This is a genomic window from Burkholderia diffusa (assembly GCF_902499115.1).
GTDB classification, from domain to species: domain Bacteria; phylum Pseudomonadota; class Gammaproteobacteria; order Burkholderiales; family Burkholderiaceae; genus Burkholderia; species Burkholderia diffusa.
The window spans coordinates 239567-257432 of sequence record NZ_CABVPN010000005.1; the positions used below are offsets into that span (position 1 = coordinate 239567).

A 17866-nucleotide genomic window follows, 5' to 3' on the forward strand; every position below is an offset into this window, starting at 1 on the left:
CACGAGAGGAGAGGAACCATCATGAACGGAGCAAGCTCTACCGCGCGTCGCACTGCGCTCGCACTGGCGCTCGCCGTCGTCGGCGCATCGGCCACCGCGGCCGAACTCACGGTCGTCAACTTCGGCGGCGCGAACGGCGACGCGCAGAAGGCCGCATTCAACCAGCCGTTCGAAAAGGCGACCGGCAACAAGGTCACGGCCGTCGAGTACAACGGCGAGCAGGCGAAAGTGAAGGCGATGGTCGAGGCGAAGCACGTCAACTGGGACGTGGTCGAAGTCGAATCGGGGGACCTGAACCGCGGCTGCGACGAAGGGTTGTACGAGAAGCTCGACTGGTCGAAGATCGCGAAGAAGTCCGACCTGATTCCCGAATCGCCGCAGGTGTGCGGCGTCGGCTTCTTCGTGTGGTCGACCGCGCTGTCGTACAACGCGGACAAGCTGAAGACCGCGCCGACCGGCTGGGCCGATTTCTGGAACGTGAAGAAATTCCCCGGCAAGCGCGGCATGCGCAAGGGCGCGCGCTACAACCTCGAGTTTGCGCTGATGGCCGACGGCGTCGCGCCGAAGGACGTGTACAAGGTGCTCGGCACGAAGGCCGGCCAGGACCGCGCGTTCAAGAAGCTCGACGAGTTGAAGCCGTACATCCAGTGGTGGGAAGCGGGCGCGCAGCCGCCGCAGTTCCTGGTGGCCGGCGACGTCGTGATGTCGACCGCGTACAACGGCCGTATCGACGCCGCGCAGAAGGAAGGCAAGAACCTGAAGGTCGTGTGGAACGGCAGCATCTACGACCTCGACTACTGGGCGATTCCGAAGGGCTCGCCGAACAAGGCGCTGGCCGAGCAGTACATCGCGTACACGCTGACGCCGAAGCCGCAGCAGGCGTATGCGCAGCACATCGCGTACGGCCCCGCGAACGTCGCGGCGATCAAGTCGCTCGACGCGAAGACGCTCGCGAACCTGCCGAACTCGCCGGCCAACGGCAAGAACGCGGTGCTGGAGGACATCGGCTTCTGGACCGACCACAGCGACGAGCTCGAGCAGCGCTTCGCCGCGTGGGCGACGAAGTAACCGCTACTCAGGTGTCCTGATGCAACCTGCCGCGCGGCGCATCGATTGCGCCGTGCGGCATTCCGCCGGATCGAGCCCGGCCGGAGAGAACCGTTGAACACGATGACGATCGCTCCTTCCTCGCCGTCGTCAGCCGCGCTCAAGCGCGAGCTGAAGGCCGCCGAGGCCCGCAAGCGCACGATGGCGTTGCTGCTGATCGCGCCGCTCGCGATCTTCCTGCTGCTCATTTTCGTCGTGCCGATCGGCACGCTGCTCACGCGCGCGGTGCAGAACCCCGAGATCGCGACCGCGCTGCCGAACACGATCGCCGCGCTGTCGGGATGGGACCGCAAGGCGCCGCCGGCCGACGCCGCGTACGTCGCGCTCGCGGCCGACATGACAAAGGTCGCCGACAGCGAGGCGATGGGCGCACTCGCGAGGCGCCTGAACACCGAGATTCCCGGCTACCGCTCGCTCGTCGCGAAGACGGCGCGCGCGATGCCGCTGAAAGGCGACAACGACGCGGCACTGACGCCCGCGCAAACGCGCGCGAAACTGATCGACCTCGATTCGCGCTGGGGCGACGTTGCGTACTGGCAGTCGATCGCAAAGAACGGTAGCCAGCTGTCGCCGTTCTACCTGCTCGCCGCGCTCGACCACAAGCAGGACGGCTTCGGCCAGATCGTGCAGGCCGATCCCGATCAGTCGATCTATCTCTCGATCTTCGGCCGCACGTTCGTGATCGGCGTCGCGGTCACGCTGTTCGCGCTGTTGCTCGGCTATCCGCTCGCGTACTGGATCTCGACGCTGTCGGAGCGCCGCGCGAACCTCGTGATGATCCTCGTGCTGATTCCGTTCTGGACCTCGGTGCTCGTGCGCGTCGCCGCGTGGATCGTGCTGCTGCAGAGCGAAGGGCTCATCAACACGGCACTGATCGGCAGCGGGCTGATCTCGCATCCGCTGACGCTGCTGTTCAATCGCGTCGGCGTGTACATCTCGATGACGCACATCCTGCTGCCGTTCATGATCCTGCCGCTCTACAGCGTGATGAAGTCGATCCCGCCGACTTACCAGCGTGCGGCCGTGTCGCTCGGCAGCCATCCGTTCGCCGCGTTCTGGCGCGTGTACGTGCCGCAGACTTATCCGGGCGTCGGCGCCGGCGCGCTGCTCGTGTTCATCCTGGCGATCGGCTACTACATCACACCCGCGCTGCTCGGCGGGCCGAGCGACCAGATGATCAGCTACTACGTCGCGTACTTCACGAACGTGACGATCAACTGGGGCATGGCGTGCGCGCTCGGCGGGCTGCTGCTCGCGGCGACGCTGGTGCTGTATGCGGTGTACGGGCGCTTCACGCGCACCAACGTGAGCCTCGGCTGAGCGGTCGAGCAGCAACACGCAACGAAACGGGAAGGGGATGCCGACCATGAAACTCGCCAGGCCGCTGTTCGCGCCGCACATGTCGTTCGTCGAGCGCGCGTGGTATGTCGCGCTACGTGTGCTCGTCGTGCTGACGCTGCTGTACCTGATCCTGCCGGTGCTTGCCATCGTGCCGCTGTCGTTTTCGTCGAGCACGTTCCTCGTCTATCCGATTCCGGGCTTCTCGACGCGCTGGTACGAGAACCTGATCGCATCGGACGAGTGGCGGATGGCCGCGAAGAACAGCTTCATCGTCGCGCCGTCGGCGACCGTCGTCGCGACCGTGCTCGGCACGCTCGCCGCGATCGGCCTCACGAAGGCGGACTTCCGCGGCAAGGGGCTCCTGATGGCCGTGCTGCTGTCGCCGATGATCGTACCTGTGGTCGTGGTCGGCGTCGGCATGTACCTGTTCTTCGCGCCGCTCGGCCTCGCGAATACCTACACGGGGCTGATCGCCGCGCACGCGGCGCTCGGCGTGCCGTTCGTCGTGACGACGGTGGCCGCGACGCTGCAGGGCTTCAACCAGAACCTGGTGCGTGCGAGCTTGTCGCTCGGCGCGAATCCCGTCACGACGTTCTTCCGTGTGACGCTGCCGGTGATCGCGCCGGGCGTGATGTCGGGTGCGCTGTTCGCGTTCGCGACGTCGTTCGACGAAGTCGTCGTCACGCTGTTCCTCGCGGGCGCGGACCAGACGACGCTGCCGCGCCAGATGTTCACCGGCATTCGCGAGAACATCAGCCCGACGATCGCCGCGCTCGCAACGATCCTGATCATCTTCTCGACGAGCCTGCTGCTCGCGCTCGAATGGCTGCGCGGCCGCAACGCGCGACGCGCGGTGTCTTGACGGCCGGAACCGCAGCGGCCGCCGTATCGTCGATCGTTGCGGTCTCAACGATGCCGCGCACTCGACGCGGCGCACGGAAGCTTTCGTTTCGCTGACTGGCGACGCGGTTGCCTGCACGCTCGATGAGGCTCTGCAACAATACGGCTCGCGACATCGCGCGTTCCGTTCTTGCAGCAGGGGGCGCCCGGTGCCGCGCCGCTCAATCCGCGACGCCGCGCGTCGCTCGTCAGCCGAGCCTCATCTTGTCCGAATTCGCATCCCCTGCCGGCGCCCGGGAGCCGGCCGTCAACTGGCGCGCGATGTCCGCCGTGCTGCTGGCCGTCGCGCTCGCGACGCTCGACACGGCAATCGCGAACACCGCGCTGCCCGCGATCGCCACCGACCTGCACGCGTCGCCGGCCGCTTCGGTGTGGATCATCAACGCCTACCAGCTCGCGATGGTCGCGACGCTGCTGCCGTTCGCGTCGCTCGGCGACATCGTCGGTCACAAGCGCGTGTATGTCGCGGGCCTCGCGGTGTTCACGCTCGCGTCGCTCGGCTGCTCGCTCGCGGCGACGCTGCCGCAGCTGACAGCGGCGCGGATCGTGCAGGGCTTCGGTGCGAGCGCGATCATGAGCGTGAACGTCGCGCTGATCCGCAACCTGTTTCCCGCGCACCGGCTCGGGCGCGGCGTCGGCTTCAATGCACTGGTCGTCGGCGTGTCGTTCGCCGTGGGGCCGACGATCGCGTCGCTGATCCTGTCGGTGGCGGCCTGGCCGTGGCTGTTCGCGGTGAACGTGCCGCTCGGCGTGCTCGCGCTTGCAGTGGCGATTCCGTCGCTGCCGCAGACGGCGCGCGGCAAGCATGCATTCGATCCGCTCGCCGCGCTGTTCAACGTGATCACGTTTGCATCACTGATCTTCGCGCTCGGCGAATTCGCGCAGCGCGGGCCGCTGTCCGTCGTGTTCGCGGCTGCCGCGGTCGCGCTCGCGTTCGGGTCGCTGCTGATCCGCCGCCAGGCTGGGCACCCGGCGCCGATGCTGCCGGTGGACCTGTTCCGCCGGCCGGTGTTCACGCTGTCCGCGCTGACGGCCGTGTGCGCGTTCGCCGCGCAGGGGCTCGCGTTCGTATCGCTGCCGTTCTACTTCGAAACCGTGCTGCATCGCGATGCGGTGGAGACTGGCTTCCTGATGACGCCCTGGTCGGCGATCGTCGCGCTTGCCGCACCGATCGCGGGCCGGTTGTCCGATCGTTATCCTCCCGGATTGCTCGGCGCGATCGGGCTCGCACTGCTGAGCGCGGGAATGGTGTCGCTCGCCGCGCTGCCGGCGGCGCCGAACGTCATCGACATCGGCTGGCGGATGATGCTGTGCGGCGCGGGCTTCGGCTTCTTCCAGTCGCCGAACCTGAAGGCGTTGATGTCGAGCGCGCCGCCCGAGCGCAGCGGCGGCGCGAGCGGCATCATCGCGACCGCGCGGCTGATCGGGCAGGCTACCGGCGCGGCGCTCGTCGCGCTGTCGTTCGGGATCGCCGGGCGTCACGGGCCGACGCTCGCGCTGATGCTCGGTGCGGGCTTTGCCGGCGCCGCGAGCGTCGCGAGTGGGCTGCGGCTCTTCGCGCCGTCGCATCGGGCCGGCGCGCCGGTCGCATCGGTCGCGGCGACGCCGGCGAAGGAGCGGGCGACGGAGTAGCGCTCCGCGCGCGCTCGCTGCCCGAGAGTTTCCCGGCCGGCACACGGCAAACGACCGCCGCGCGCCAGCCTTCGCATCACGCTCAGAAGCCGCCCGTCTGGATCAGCTTGTTGAGGTTCGCGATGTTCAGGCTGCCGAAGCCGGTCGTCAGATCCCAGCCGGTGCCTGCGTTGTAGCCGTACCCCTGATAGCCGTTGTTCCCCGACACGACGTCATAGCGCACGAGCGACGGGTTCGACGGAATGTCCGCATAGAACTTGCCGGCCGGGAAGCCGAGACCCGTGCCGTTCGCCGCGAGCAGACGCGCCCAGAAACCGGTGAAGATCGGCGCGGCGAGGCTCGTGCCGCCGATCTGCTGCAGCTGGCCATAGTTGTAGATGTACGCGCCCGTGCTTTGCGCGGCGTCGAACGACACGTCGGGCAACTGACGATTGCTGCCCGACTGCCACGCCGGTGCCGGCAGGACCGTGCTGACGCCGCCGCCCGTGGCCCACAGCTTGCCGTTCCCGTCGAGGCCTTCGTTCCACACCGTTTCGTTCGAGAATGCGCCCGCCGACGTGCTGTACAGCGTCGTGCCGCCGATCGCGAGCACGTGCGGCGACGCGGCCGGCCACGACACCGTGTAGTTCGCGCCGTCCGGATAGCCGCGGTTGTTGCACTCGTACACGCCTTCGTCGCCCGACGATACCGAGAACGTCTGGCCCTGCGCGGCAGCCGTCGTGAAGATCTGCTCCTCGGCGTCGATCGTGCCGTCCGCGTTCGCGTCGGTTTCGCACCAGCCGAGCGACACGTTGATCACCTTCGCGGTGTTGTCCGACACCGCGCGGTTGAACGCTTGCGTGAGGCCCGTGTTGCCTGAGGCGTTCAGGTCCGCCATGTAGAACACCAGCTTGCCGACCTGGCCGCCGGCCGAGCCCACGATCGACTGGCTGTCGAGATCCCATTCGCCCTGGCCGTCCTGGTCGTCGCTGTAGCTGCCGCTCGTGCCGGTGCCGTTGGTCTTGACGGTCTGGGTCGTGACCGTGCCGTAACCGTTGCTCGACGTGAACTGTTTCAGGTCCTGCAGTGTCTGCGACACGCCGCCGATCGTGATGATGCCGACGGTCACGCCGGCCGCGGTCGGCACGCCGGTCGCGTTGTAGAGGCCCGGGAATTCCTTCGGATAGTGGCCGGTGGCCGTGCCGGCCGCGAGCGCCTGCGGCTTCGCCACGTTGCCGATGCGCAGCATCGGATGCGCACGCGCGACGTTCTGCAGCCCGAGCACCGAACCGACGACGTCGCCGAGCGCGCGTGGCACCTGTGCGGTCGATGCGTTCGCGAAGCCCGAGCGGCCCGCGTACTGGAAGTGCACGAGCGACGTGTTGAACGCGGTCTTCACCGTTCCTGCCGTGCCGCGCGCGGACACCAGCAGCCGGTTCGGCGCCACTTCGATGTTCACGAAGCCGCTCTTGCGCAGATAGTCGACGACCGACTTCACCTGCGCGTCGGTCGGCGCGTAGCTGGCGAGGAACTGCTCGTGCGTCAGGTACTGGCGGTAATGCGCGTTGCCGGGCCGGTTCACGTCGTGCGCGAGCTGCTTGAGCTGCGCGGCATTGCGCAGCTTCAGGCTGACGACGACGTCGGTCGTCTCGCCGGCCGCGAGTTCGAGCGACGGCGCCGCGCTGCGCGCCATCAACTGCGGGCCGGTCAGAAAGGCCTTCGTGTGGGTATCGACCCAGTCCGTCGTCGCGTGTGCGGCGCCGGCGGCGAGCACGAGCGGCCACACGCATGCAAGGCGGCGGGGCGACGGAAGGGGCAGGGCAAACCGGGCGTTCCTTTTCATCGGGAGTCCTTTTTAGGAGAGGCGACGTTGCTGGAGCCCCCGGCCCTTGTGGGGCCGCGAGCGGTGACGAGCGTAGGGCGTCGGTGCGGTTCCGGTAGCTGCCAGTTTCCATAGCTGTCAGTTCTGACATCGGCGTGTTCGCGCGCATGCGCCGGCGTCGTCGGTACACGCGGCATCGATGCCGGCAAAAGGAACCGGTTCGCGACGCGATCGCGCTGCGGTCGACGACGTTTGCACGCATGACTCGTACGTTGCGGTATCGGAATGCGCGCGATTGCGGAGCGAATCGCCGCGAGAGCGCTTCGCGTGCGATCGGGCGCGGGTGCGCCGCGCGTTGCACTATGTGGTCAGGCGTCGCCATGATGGCAACGCGACGCCGCCGCGACGCGCGGATGCACAAAAAAGGGGCCGGTCGATCGCGAGCGTTTCCCGAACTGTGGAACAGCCCGTAGCCGAGTCTTGCAGCGTGCTTTCGGTTCGCGGGTCAGGTGAGCGGATTAGAGGAAATACTCGAATGCGGGCGATGGCGCCGACTCGGCGCGCGCCGGATGTCCATCGCGAGCCGGTTCGTTGCCGCGCGGCTCGCTCCGGCGAACGAGCGCGCTGCGGGATCGAACGATGTCGCCGCGAAACGCCTCCTTGACGCGTTTCGTTCGGCGGCTATTCTTCAATCCATAACCATCGGGTTATTGATTCGAACATGCAAAGCGCTCACGACCTGCTTTTCAGGACACTTGCCGATCCGACGCGCCGCGCGCTCTTCGAGCGGCTGTGCGAGGAGGGCGAGTTGACGGTCGCCGCGCTCACGGCCCATGCAGGCGTGTCGCAGCCGGCGGTATCGAAGCATCTGGGCGTACTGAAGCAGGCCGGGCTCGTGAGCGACCGTCACGAAGGCCGGCAGACGCACTACAGCGCGCAGCCGCAGGCGCTGACTCCGTTGATCGACTGGACCAGCCAGATGGCCGGCTTCTGGCAGACCCGGTTCGACGCCCTCGAAGATCTGCTCAAAAGGATGGATCAGTAATGAACCAGGCCACTACCGAAACGCGCTCCGTCGTCGTCGAACGGAAGCTGTCGCATCCGCCGGAGAAGATCTGGCGTGCGCTCACGCAACCGCACCTGATCGAGGCGTGGCTGATGCAGAGCGACTTCGAGCCCGTCGCGGGGCGCGCATTCAGCTTCCGCGCGGACTGGGGTTCGGTCGACTGCACGGTGCTGACGATCGAGCCGCAGCGCGTGCTGTCCTATACATGGGCCGCGTATGGCCTGGAAAGTGTCGTCACGTGGACGCTCACGCCGACGCCGGGTGGCACGCTGCTGCGCATGGAGCAGGCCGGCTTCCGCGCGGATCAGGAACAGGCGTATCGCGGTGCGCAGCACGGCTGGGTGCGGTTCTTCGAATCGCTCGAACAGCTGCTGGCGCGGCCCGATGGCGAATCGGAGGCCGGAGCATGAGCGCATCGGACCTGGAGCCGTCGGCACGCATCGACGCGCTGATCGCGGGAATCACCGACTGGCGAGGCAAGACGTTCGCCGAGCTGCGCGAGACGATCCTTGCTGCCGAAGACGGCATCGTCGAGGAATGGAAATGGATGGGCAGCCCGGTGTGGTCGTGCGACGGGATGATCGCGGTCGCGAATGCGCACAAGGGCAAGGTGAAGCTGACGTTCATGCACGGCGCACAGCTGCCCGATCCCGGCGGGCTGTTCAATGCGGGCCTCGAAGGCAATGCGCGGCGCGCGATCGATTTCCTCGAAGGCGACCGGATCGACAAGCGGGCGCTGAAGGCCCTCGTGCGCGCGGCGATCGAATACAACCGCACCCACCTGAGGAAGAACACGCGAGGAGCGGGCGCGAAGGCGCGCGGCGGCAAGGCGGCGTGACACGCCGGACAAGCGACGGCATCGCGTAGCGAGCAGGCAAAAAAAAGCCCGACACGAGGTCGGGCATCCAAATCGGCCGCAACCGCCCGCGAGGCGGCTGCGGCACCTGCAACAGCAGGGCGCTTAAGCTGCGAGCAGCGAGCGCAGCACGAACGGCAGGATACCGCCGTGCTTGTAGTAGTCGACTTCGATCGGCGTATCGATGCGCAGCAGCACCGGTACGCGGGTCGCTTCGCCGTTCTTGCGGTGGATCACGAGCGTGACGTCCTGCTGCGGCTTGAAGTCGTCGCCGAGGCCTTCGATGTCATAGGTCTCCTCGCCGGTGATGCCGAGCGACTGGACGCTGTCCGAGCCCTTGAACTGCAGCGGCAGCACGCCCATGCCGACCAGGTTCGAGCGGTGGATCCGCTCGAAGCTGCGTGCGATCACGGCCTTCACGCCGAGCAGTTGCGTGCCCTTCGCGGCCCAGTCGCGCGACGAGCCCGTGCCGTACTCTTCGCCCGCGAACACGACGGTCGGCGTGTCGGCCGCGACGTACTTCATCGCCGCATCGTAGATCGACAGTTGTTCGCCGCTCGGTTGATGAATCGTCAGGCCGCCTTCGACGCGCGTGCCGTCGGCCTTCACCGGGATCATCAGGTTCTTGATCCGGACGTTCGCGAACGTGCCGCGCATCATCACGTCGTGGTTGCCGCGGCGCGAGCCGTAGCTGTTGAAGTCGGCCTTCTGCACGCCGTTTTCCTTCAGCCACTTGCCTGCCGGCGAGTCTTCCTTGATCGAGCCTGCCGGGCTGATGTGGTCGGTCGTGACCGAGTCACCGAAGATGCCCAGTGCGCGCGCGCCCTTGACCGTCGGGATCGAATCCGCCGGCTCCATCGAGAAGTCGTTGCCGAAGAACGGCGGCTCGGCGATGTAGGTCGACTTCGGCCAGTCGTAGACCTGGCCCGTTTCGCCCTCGATCTTGCTCCAGAGGTCGCCCTTCTTGGTCAGCTTCGAGTAGTTGTCCTCGAACTTCTTCGGGTCGAGCGCGAACTTGAGCAGCGCGTGGATTTCATCGCTCGTCGGCCAGATGTCGCCGAGGTAGATGTCGTAGCCGTCCTTGCCCTTGCCGACCGGCTCGGTCATCAGGTCGCGCGTGATGTTGCCGGCGATCGCGTAAGCGACGACCAGCGGCGGCGACGCGAGGAAGTTCGCGCGGATGTTCGGGTGGATACGCGCTTCGAAGTTGCGGTTGCCCGACAGCACCGCAGCCGCGACGATGTCGTTCTTCGTGATCGCTTCGTTCAGTTCCGGCGTCAGGTCACCCGCGTTGCCGATACAGGTCGTGCAGCCGTAGGCGGCGACTTCGAAGCCGAGCTTCGCGAGGTAGGGCAGCAGGCCCGTCTTCGTCAGGTATTCGGTGACGATGCGCGATCCCGGCGCGAGCGACGTCTTGATGTGCGGCGCGACGGTCAGGCCGGCTTCGACGGCCTTCTTCGCGAGCAGGCCGGCGGCCAGCAGCACGCTCGGGTTCGACGTGTTCGTGCACGACGTGATCGCGGCGATCAGCACGTCGCCGTTCTTCACGTCGACGCCGTTGCTCGTCGTGTACTGCGCGTTCAGGTCGTCCGCCTTCTTCGCGAAGCCGTTTTCCGCGACCGGCTTCGAGAACAGGTCGGTGAACGTCGACTTGACGTTGCCGATCTCGATGCGGTCCTGCGGGCGCTTCGGGCCGGCCAGCGACGGGGCGACCGTTGCCAGGTCGAGCGTCACCGTCTTCGTGTAGTCGATGTCGCCGGCCTTCGGAATGCCGAACAGCTTCTGTGCCTTGAAGTAGTTTTCGAACGCGGCGATTTCGGCCTTCGTGCGGCCCGTGCCTTCGAAGTAATCGATCGTCTTTTCGTCGACCGGGAAGAAGCCCATCGTCGCGCCGTATTCCGGCGCCATGTTGCCGATCGTCGCGCGGTCCGGCAGCGACAGCGACTTCGTGCCTTCGCCGAAGAACTCGACGAACTTGCCGACGACCTTCTCCTTGCGCAGCATTTCGGTGATCGTCAGCACCAGGTCGGTGGCCGTCACGCCTTCGCGCAGCTTGCCCTTCAGCTCGACGCCGACGACGTCCGGCGTCAGGAAGTACACCGGCTGGCCGAGCATGCCGGCTTCCGCCTCGATGCCGCCCACGCCCCAGCCAACCACGCCGATGCCGTTGATCATCGTCGTGTGGCTGTCCGTGCCGACGAGCGTGTCCGGGTAGTACACGGTGTCGCCGCCGTCCGTCTTCTTGTGGACGCCGCGCGCGAGATACTCGAGGTTCACCTGGTGGACGATGCCGACGCCCGGCGGCACGACCTTGAACGTGTCGAACGCCTGCATGCCCCACTTCATGAACTGGTAGCGCTCGTTGTTGCGCTGGAATTCCAGCTTCATGTTCAGGTCGAGCGCGTCCTTCTGGCGGAAGTAGTCGATCTGGACCGAGTGATCGACGACGAGATCGACCGGGACCAGCGGCTCGATCTTCTTCGGGTTCTTGCCCGAACGCTCTGCCACACCACGCATGGCCGCGATGTCGGCGAGCAGCGGCACGCCCGTGAAGTCCTGCAGCACGACGCGCGACACCACGAACGGAATCTCGTCGACGCGCTTCGCGGTCGGCTTCCAGTTCGCGAGCTGCTCGATGTGTTCTTCGGTGATCTTCTTGCCGTCGTAGTTGCGCAGCACGGACTCGAGCACGATACGGATCGACACCGGGAGGCGCTCGATCTTCGTCTTCAGTTCCTTGCCGAGCTGCGGCAGCGAGTAGAACTTGCCTTTGCCGGAACCGCTGTCGAATTCCTTGAGGGTCTTGTGGAGATTGTGGGCCATGGTGATTTTCCTGGGTTTAAGGCTAGGAAACAAAGAGTCCTGTAGATGACCTGGGGGCTGTTTGCGGATGAAACGGACATGCGTTGCCCCGAGAAAGGCCGCTCGCGAGGACTGCGACGCAGCGAACACTGGACGTATTCGCAAGGAGCGTGACGCAGCGAGCGGCCTGTCTCGGGGCAACCCCAAATTTAAACTTTATTCCACGGGAATGCCCCAAATCGGCCGCATGACGGCGTCGTTCGTCACTTGTTTGGCACGGCCAAACGGCGCTCATCACTTCTTGTCCCGCGGCCGATTTGGGGCATTCGCATGTCCGTTTCATCCGCAAACAGCCCCCTATATCACATACAAGTCGACGTACTCATCGACCGGCATCGCTTCGAGCTTTGCCTGGTCCAGCGACACGTCGAGAATCGCTTGTTGCTGCTTTGCCGGGAAGCGCCGGGCGAGGTTGGTTCTGAACTTCTCGACCAGGAGCGGGATGCCGTCCGCACGGCGTCGCTGATGACCGATCGGGTATTCGACCGCCACTTCGGCAAGCTTCGACCCATCCGCGAATTCGATCGTCAGCGCATTCGCGATCGATCGTTTGGCCGGGTCATGGTAATCCTTCGTGAACTGCGGATCCTCGACGCACACGGTTTTTGCGCGCAGCGCGTCGATGCGCGGATCGGCGGCGACCGTGTCTTCGTAATCGGCCGCGGTCAGCCGGCCGAACAGCAGCGGCACGGCGACCATGTACTGGATGCAGTGGTCGCGGTCGGCCGGATTGGAGAGCGGACCCTGCTTGTCGATGATGCGGATCGCGGCCGCATGCGTGCGGATCGTGATCCGGCTGATCTCGTCGGTCGTGCGGCCGGCCGCGGCGAGCTGCGCGTGCAGCGTCAGCGCGGCCTCGGCGGCCGTCTGTGCATGGAATTCGGCGGGGAACGCGATCTTGAACAGCACGTTCTCCATCACGTACGTGCCGTACGGGCGCTGGAAGCGGAACGGCTGCCCGTCGAACAGCACGTCGTAGAAGCCCCAGGTTTTCGCGGTGAGCGCCGACGGGTAGCCCATTTCACCCGTTTTCGCGATCAGCGCGAGGCGCACCGCGCGGGACGTCGCGTCGCCGGCCGCCCACGACTTGCGCGAACCGGTGTTCGGCGCGTGGCGGTACGTGCGCAGCGCCTGGCCGTCGACGAATGCGTTGGATACCGCGTTGATCAGCTCGTCGCGCGTGAGTCCGAGCAGGCGGCCGACGACGGCCGTCGACGCGACCTTGACGAGCAGCACGTGGTCGAGCCCGACCGCGTTGAACGAATTTTCGAGTGCGAGGCAGCCCTGGATCTCGTGGGCCTGGATCATCGCGACGAGCACGTCGCGCATGGCAAGCGGCTTCCTGCCGGCCGCGACGGCCGTGCGGGACAGCCAGTCGGCGGTCGCCAGAATTCCGCCGAGGTTGTCGGACGGATGGCCCCATTCGGCGGCGAGCCAGGTGTCGTTGAAGTCCAGCCAGCGGATCATCGCGCCGATGTCGAAAGCGGCCTGGACGGGATCGAGCTGGAAGGACGTGCCGGGCACCTTCGCGCCGTTCGGCACGATCGTGCCGGGCACGACGGGGCCGAGCAGCTTGGTGCAGGCAGGGTAGGACAGCGCCTCGAGTCCGCATCCGAGCGTATCGATCAGGCAATGACGCGCCGTCTCCAGCGCGAGCGCGCTGTCGATTCCGGTGTTCAGCACGTAGTCGACGATATCGACGAGTACCGTATCCGGAGCAGGGCGGACGTTGGAGACCGGGGCGGACATCGAGGGGCCGGGGGAAACGTGCTTAGTTCGTTGCCGGCTTCAGCTCGTTCGACTGCGTCGGTGCCGGCGTGCCTTGCGCCATTTCCGACGTCACGCACTCGTCCGCGAGGCGCTCGCCGCCGTTTGCGTCGGAGAACAGCATCGCCTTGCTCGGAATCACGACCAGCTTGAAGCCAGCTGCCGGATCGTAGAACGTGTCGGCGCCCGTCGTCGTGGCCTGACGCGGCAGCTTGTAGTTCTTCTTCGCCCAGTGAACCGTGACGACCTGGTCGCGCTTCATGTCGCCGGCGAGGTCGAACGACAGGCCTTCCTTACAGGCCCACTTGACCGCGCCGTCCGGTACCGGATCGACCTTGGCAGCGGCACGCGCCTGCGCCTTCTTGCTGCGCGGGATGATGCGCTTGGCCGGCGCCGGGCGCTTGGCCGTCTTCTTCGCGGTCGTCGCCGTATCCTGGGCGAACGCGCTCGGAGCCGACACCAGCATCGTGGCGGACAACGCGCCGATGGCGGTAGCGATCAGGAGTTTCTTCATGGAGTCAGAACCTTTCGATAATCAGTTGACAAGGGCCGGCGGCAGACACCGTCGGCCGGTTTGAAACTGCACGCGCCCCGGAAGCGCGCAGCGGCCGCTATTTTCACCTATTTGGCCGCGCATATTTCAGGTTTTCGGGCTCCGTTACGTTTTTTGTCGTTTCGCAAACCTGTCTCGGGTTCACGCTCCGGTGATTCGATGAAATGCGTGTGTCGGCGCGCGCTCACCGCCCGTCTCCGGCGGCCGGGCCGAACAGCGGCGCAGCCTCGGCCGGCACCGGCTGGCCGGTCGCCCGTGCGCGGCGCAGCACCGACCAGTAATAGCGGTAGCTCGCGCGGTCGTGCAGTGTATCGCCGTGGCGCGTCGGGCCCCAGTTTGCGGCCTGCGCGGCCAGCAGGATCTCGGCGGCCAGCGCGACTTCATCGGTGCGCGGCGCGAATGCGTCGACGATCGGGCGGATCTGCGCGGGATGGATGCTCCACATCCGCGTGAACGCGAACTCGTCGCGCGCGCGGGCCGCGTCGCCGGCGACGACGGCCATGTCGCGTACTTCCGTCGTCACGTTGTGCGATGGCGTCTTGCCGTGCGCGTGGCAGGCCGCGGCGATTTCCAGCTTCGCGCGGCGCACGAGCGGGTGGTCGAACTGGCCGGGCGAGCGCATCGCCGCATCGGGAATCGCGCCGTGATGCGCGGACACGAAGTCCATCAGTCCGAAGCTGAGCGTGCCGACCAGCGGCAGCGCGGCGAGGCTGGCCGCCTGCGCAAGCGCGCCGTGCGTCTCGACCAGCACGTCGACCGGGATCGGCTGCGCGAGGCCGAGCTCGCGGCGCGTGCCTTCGATGAACGCGACCATCTCGGCCGCGTCGTCGGCGCTCGCGATCTTCGGCAGCGTGACGTAGGCCGGCGCGCGCGCGGCGCGCAGCACGATGCGCACGTCGTCGCGCCAGTGGGGGTGGGAAAAGTCGTGGATGCGGACGCCGACACGCCCGAAGCGGTTCTCGGCGCTGCCGAGGAATTCGGCGACGAGCTCCGCGTGCGCGGCTTCCTGGCCGACGGCCGCGCCGTCCTCGCAGTCGAGCGTGATGTCGAACACGGGGCCGAGTTCGGCCTGGAGCGCGAGCGACTTGCGCATCAGCTTCTCGCTGCCCGCGTAGTGATCGCAGCAGGGCAGGATCGCGGGCGGGGACGCCCCGTCGTACAGCACTTGTGCAGGAGTGAGCGCGGACATCTCTTCTACGTCAAGGAGGCGGGCAACGTGGAGAAAATCGGATTCGGGCGCGTTCTGGGCCGGCGCGCGGGGCGCCTGGAGCGTCAAAACGTGCCCGGATCGGATCGGGCGGCGGGGCCGGCTGCCGGCCCGCCGCCCGTGCCGTGACCGGGCCGCCCGGAGGCGGCCAGGCCGTGCAGTCTGCTTAGTTCTTCAGCAGGTGGGCGACGCCATCGCGCTCTTCGAGCAGCTCGGCCAGCGTGCCGTCCATCTTCTCGCGCGAGAACGCGTCGATTTCCAGGCCTTCGACGCGCTTGTACTCGCCGTTTTCGCACGTGACGGGCACGCCGTAGATGATGTCTTCGGGGATGCCGTACGAGCCGTCCGACGGGATGCCCATCGTGACCCACTTGCCGTTCGTGCCGAGGACCCAGTCACGCACGTGGTCGATCGCCGCGTTCGCTGCCGACGCTGCCGACGACAGGCCGCGCGCTTCGATGATCGCCGCGCCGCGCTTGCCGACGGTCGGGATGAACGTGTCGCGGTTCCACACGTCGTCGTTGATCAGCTTCAGCAGCGACTCGCCTTCGACGGTCGCGAAGCGGAAGTCGGGGTACATCGTCGGCGAGTGGTTGCCCCACACGGCGAGCTTCTCGATCGATGCGACCGGCTTGCCCGACTTCGCTGCGAGTTGCGACAGCGCGCGGTTGTGGTCGAGGCGCAGCATGGCCGTGAAGTTCTTCTTCGGCAGATCCGGTGCCGACTTCATCGCGATGTACGCGTTGGTGTTCGCCGGGTTGCCGACGACCAGCACCTTCACGTCGCGGCTCGCGACTTCGTTCAGCGCGGCGCCCTGGACCGTGAAGATCTCGGCGTTCGCCGACAGCAGGTCCTTGCGCTCCATGCCCTTCGAGCGCGGACGTGCACCGACCAGCAGCGCGACGTCTGCATCCTTGAATGCAACCTTCGGATCGTCGGTGATCACGACGCCCGCGAGCAGCGGGAACGCGCAATCGTCGAGTTCCATCACGACGCCTTTGACGGCGGCTTGGGCTTGCGGGAGGTCGAGCAGTTGCAGGATGACCGGCTGGTCCTTGCCGAGCAGGTCGCCGTTCGCGATGCGGAACAGCAGGGAGTAAGCGATTTGACCTGCGGCGCCGGTGACGGCAACGCGCTTTGCGGGCTTAGCCATTGAAAATCTCCAGGACGGGTGAAGCGGTGGACGCTAGGCAAAACGCCATTCTATGCGCGTTACGCGTAGCGTTGCATTGAAGCAGGGCGGAGGACTCGCGAAAGGCAGACGCGGTGAACCTGGAGACGGCCGTGGCACGTAGCCGGGGACGCGTTTTGCACCCGCGAACCCTTGCTCGCCCCGGAGTGTAGGAGCCGACGGGCCCAAAGTCAAACGGTATCATATGTCTTATATAAGACAGATGTTTTGCGGAATTTGAGTGGACGGAAAAGCGCGGTTTGTGATGAAATGCGCGCCATGACATCGAACCAGGCGAACAACGCGAATCCGACCGGCGCAGGCGGCCCAGGGCAGCCGGGCGCGGCCGATTCCGTGCCGGCGCCTGTCGCGTCGCCGTCGCCGACCTTCAGCCCGTTATACCAGCAGATCAAGTCATTGATCACGCAAAGCCTGGAGTCCGGCGAGTGGAAGCCGGGCGAAATCATTCCGAGCGAAGTGGAGCTCGCGGCCCGTTACAAGGTCAGCCAGGGCACCGTTCGCAAGGCGATCGACGAACTGGCCGCGGAAAACCTCGTGGTCCGGCGGCAGGGCAAGGGCACGTTTGTTGCAACGCACAACGAAGATCGCGCGCAGTTCCGCTTCCTGCGTCTGCTGGCCGACGACGGTGCCGAGCATCCGCACGTGAGCCGCCTGCTCGAATGCCGACGCCTGCGCGCGCCGGCCGAGATCGCGCGGCAGCTCGAGCTGAAGCCGGCCGACCCTGTCGTGCAGGTGCGCCGCCTGCTGGAGTTCGAGAACGAAGTGACGGTGCTGGACGAGATCTGGCTGCCGGGCGCGATGTTCCGCGGGCTCACGTTCGAGCGGCTGAGCGAGTACAAGGGGCCGCTCTACGCGATGTTCGAGACGGAATTCGGCACGCGGATGATCCGCGCGACGGAGAAGATTCGCGCGGTGGCGGCGGAGCCGGCGGTGGCCGACCTGCTGCACGTGCCGGCCGGTTTTCCTTTGCTATCGGTCGAGCGCGTGTCCTATACATACGGAGACCGGCCGGTGGAAGTGCGACGCGGCTGGTATGTCACAACCGGGTATTACTATCAGAATGACTTGAGCTGACGACGTATCGGCACAAGCAGCGTGTGCGCGTACTCCCCATGTTCGCGTAGCACGTTTCGGGCCGCCTTTATTCCCGTTCGCGTAATGATCCAGAGCAGACTTTCGCTGCAGCGCGATATAAAAAGGCGCTAAAATCGCGGATTAGTGTGACTACATAGTAGGGGTCTAGCATGACTGACGCAGTAAGAAAGCCGAGGCCGGAATACCGGAACATCGGATTCGGCGATATCACGATGAAATATCGCATGCCCTTGGCGGCGATATTGTCGATTCTCCATCGAGTCAGCGGCGCGCTGCTGTTCCTGTTCCTGCCGTTCCTGCTGTTCCTCTTCGACCAGAGTCTCACCTCCGAGCTCAGCTTCGAAGTCTTCAAGGCTTTCCTCTCCAACATCGTCGTCAAGCTGATCGTCCTCGCGCTGTCCTGGGCGTTTCTCCACCATTTCTGCGCCGGCATTCGCCACCTGCTGATGGACGTCAACCACGACGCCGTCTCGAAGGAAGGCGGCAA

The 17866-nt window shown here is 66.2% G+C and carries 15 protein-coding genes; 9 read left to right on the plus strand and 6 right to left on the minus strand.

Features of this window, described 5'->3' with window-relative positions; translation table 11 throughout:
• Window positions 1–21: 21 nt before the first annotated feature.
• The 4 genes from BTE28158_RS07400 to BTE28158_RS07415 all read left to right on the plus strand — a co-directional run bounded on the left by BTE28158_RS07400 (window position 22) and on the right by BTE28158_RS07415 (window position 4980).
• On the plus strand, window positions 22–1068 hold the full coding sequence (locus tag BTE28158_RS07400; RefSeq protein WP_151050422.1) for an ABC transporter substrate-binding protein: 1047 nt from the start codon (window positions 22–24) through the stop codon (window positions 1066–1068).
• A gap of 102 nt (window positions 1069–1170) precedes the next feature.
• Window positions 1171–2427, plus strand: coding sequence for an ABC transporter permease (locus BTE28158_RS07405; RefSeq protein ID WP_059601865.1), 1257 nt, complete (start codon window positions 1171–1173; stop codon window positions 2425–2427).
• A gap of 46 nt (window positions 2428–2473) precedes the next feature.
• Window positions 2474–3310, plus strand: coding sequence for an ABC transporter permease (locus BTE28158_RS07410; RefSeq protein ID WP_040141016.1), 837 nt, complete (start codon window positions 2474–2476; stop codon window positions 3308–3310).
• 242 nt (window positions 3311–3552) lie between these two features.
• Entirely contained in the window at window positions 3553–4980 is a 1428-nt protein-coding gene (locus BTE28158_RS07415) for an MFS transporter (protein WP_151050424.1), read from the plus strand.
• Between the two features lie 82 nt (window positions 4981–5062).
• Here BTE28158_RS07415 and BTE28158_RS07420 read toward each other — a convergent pair whose 3' ends face one another.
• Window positions 5063–6802, minus strand: a complete 1740-nt coding sequence (locus tag BTE28158_RS07420; protein WP_124621204.1) for a S53 family peptidase — start codon at window positions 6800–6802, stop codon at window positions 5063–5065.
• Between the two features lie 700 nt (window positions 6803–7502).
• Here BTE28158_RS07420 and BTE28158_RS07425 point away from each other — a divergent pair.
• The 3 genes from BTE28158_RS07425 to BTE28158_RS07435 are packed head-to-tail and all read left to right on the plus strand — an operon-like array spanning window position 7503 to window position 8685.
• On the plus strand, window positions 7503–7826 hold the full coding sequence (locus BTE28158_RS07425; RefSeq protein WP_151050426.1) for an ArsR/SmtB family transcription factor: 324 nt from the start codon (window positions 7503–7505) through the stop codon (window positions 7824–7826).
• Complete coding sequence (locus BTE28158_RS07430; RefSeq protein ID WP_151050428.1) at window positions 7826–8257, plus strand: SRPBCC family protein; 432 nt, start codon at window positions 7826–7828, stop codon at window positions 8255–8257. The genes BTE28158_RS07425 and BTE28158_RS07430 overlap by 1 nt, the downstream gene beginning before the upstream one ends.
• On the plus strand, window positions 8254–8685 hold the full coding sequence (locus tag BTE28158_RS07435) for a DUF1801 domain-containing protein (RefSeq protein ID WP_059601785.1): 432 nt from the start codon (window positions 8254–8256) through the stop codon (window positions 8683–8685). The genes BTE28158_RS07430 and BTE28158_RS07435 overlap by 4 nt, the downstream gene beginning before the upstream one ends.
• Before the next feature lie 123 nt (window positions 8686–8808).
• Here the strand turns inward: BTE28158_RS07435 and acnA are convergent, their stop codons facing one another.
• The 5 genes from acnA to BTE28158_RS07460 form a co-directional block, all read right to left on the minus strand.
• Complete coding sequence (gene acnA, locus BTE28158_RS07440) at window positions 8809–11526, minus strand: aconitate hydratase AcnA (RefSeq protein WP_151050430.1); 2718 nt, start codon at window positions 11524–11526, stop codon at window positions 8809–8811.
• A 336-nt stretch (window positions 11527–11862) separates the two neighbouring features.
• Complete coding sequence (locus BTE28158_RS07445; RefSeq protein WP_059601788.1) at window positions 11863–13314, minus strand: bifunctional 2-methylcitrate dehydratase/aconitate hydratase; 1452 nt, start codon at window positions 13312–13314, stop codon at window positions 11863–11865.
• 22 nt (window positions 13315–13336) lie between these two features.
• Complete coding sequence (locus tag BTE28158_RS07450) at window positions 13337–13846, minus strand: hypothetical protein (RefSeq protein ID WP_124621213.1); 510 nt, start codon at window positions 13844–13846, stop codon at window positions 13337–13339.
• Window positions 13847–14069: 223 nt separating this feature from the next.
• Window positions 14070–15074: an HpcH/HpaI aldolase/citrate lyase family protein gene (locus BTE28158_RS07455; RefSeq protein WP_151050432.1), complete on the minus strand. Its 1005-nt coding sequence runs from the start codon at window positions 15072–15074 to the stop codon at window positions 14070–14072.
• Between the two features lie 184 nt (window positions 15075–15258).
• Window positions 15259–16245, minus strand: coding sequence for a malate dehydrogenase (locus BTE28158_RS07460; protein ID WP_044843799.1), 987 nt, complete (start codon window positions 16243–16245; stop codon window positions 15259–15261).
• Between the two features lie 288 nt (window positions 16246–16533).
• On the opposite strand from BTE28158_RS07460, the gene BTE28158_RS07465 reads away from it, so the two are divergent.
• Together BTE28158_RS07465 and sdhC are read left to right on the plus strand one after the other, a co-directional pair.
• Window positions 16534–17358 (plus strand): GntR family transcriptional regulator, encoded by an 825-nt coding sequence (locus BTE28158_RS07465; RefSeq protein WP_082728923.1) that lies wholly within the window; start codon window positions 16534–16536, stop codon window positions 17356–17358.
• Window positions 17359–17528: 170 nt separating this feature from the next.
• On the plus strand, window positions 17529–17866 hold a 338-nt coding region (gene sdhC / locus BTE28158_RS07470), incomplete at its 3' end, for a succinate dehydrogenase, cytochrome b556 subunit (RefSeq protein WP_174919768.1).

What these genes read in the sequence shown, in the direction of transcription:
- BTE28158_RS07400 (WP_151050422.1), top strand. Translation starts at nt 22, where the DNA reads ATGAACGGAGCAAGCTCTACCGCGCGTCGCACTGCGCTCGCACTGGCG.
- BTE28158_RS07405 (WP_059601865.1), top strand. Translation starts at nt 1,171, where the DNA reads ATGACGATCGCTCCTTCCTCGCCGTCGTCAGCCGCGCTCAAGCGCGAG.
- BTE28158_RS07410 (WP_040141016.1), top strand. Translation starts at nt 2,474, where the DNA reads ATGAAACTCGCCAGGCCGCTGTTCGCGCCGCACATGTCGTTCGTCGAG.
- BTE28158_RS07420 (WP_124621204.1), bottom strand. Translation starts at nt 6,802, where the DNA reads ATGAAAAGGAACGCCCGGTTTGCCCTGCCCCTTCCGTCGCCCCGCCGC.
- BTE28158_RS07425 (WP_151050426.1), top strand. Translation starts at nt 7,503, where the DNA reads ATGCAAAGCGCTCACGACCTGCTTTTCAGGACACTTGCCGATCCGACG.
- BTE28158_RS07430 (WP_151050428.1), top strand. Translation starts at nt 7,826, where the DNA reads ATGAACCAGGCCACTACCGAAACGCGCTCCGTCGTCGTCGAACGGAAG.
- BTE28158_RS07435 (WP_059601785.1), top strand. Translation starts at nt 8,254, where the DNA reads ATGAGCGCATCGGACCTGGAGCCGTCGGCACGCATCGACGCGCTGATC.
- acnA (WP_151050430.1), bottom strand. Translation starts at nt 11,526, where the DNA reads ATGGCCCACAATCTCCACAAGACCCTCAAGGAATTCGACAGCGGTTCC.
- BTE28158_RS07445 (WP_059601788.1), bottom strand. Translation starts at nt 13,314, where the DNA reads ATGTCCGCCCCGGTCTCCAACGTCCGCCCTGCTCCGGATACGGTACTC.
- BTE28158_RS07450 (WP_124621213.1), bottom strand. Translation starts at nt 13,846, where the DNA reads ATGAAGAAACTCCTGATCGCTACCGCCATCGGCGCGTTGTCCGCCACG.
- BTE28158_RS07455 (WP_151050432.1), bottom strand. Translation starts at nt 15,074, where the DNA reads ATGTCCGCGCTCACTCCTGCACAAGTGCTGTACGACGGGGCGTCCCCG.
- BTE28158_RS07460 (WP_044843799.1), bottom strand. Translation starts at nt 16,245, where the DNA reads ATGGCTAAGCCCGCAAAGCGCGTTGCCGTCACCGGCGCCGCAGGTCAA.
- BTE28158_RS07465 (WP_082728923.1), top strand. Translation starts at nt 16,534, where the DNA reads ATGCGCGCCATGACATCGAACCAGGCGAACAACGCGAATCCGACCGGC.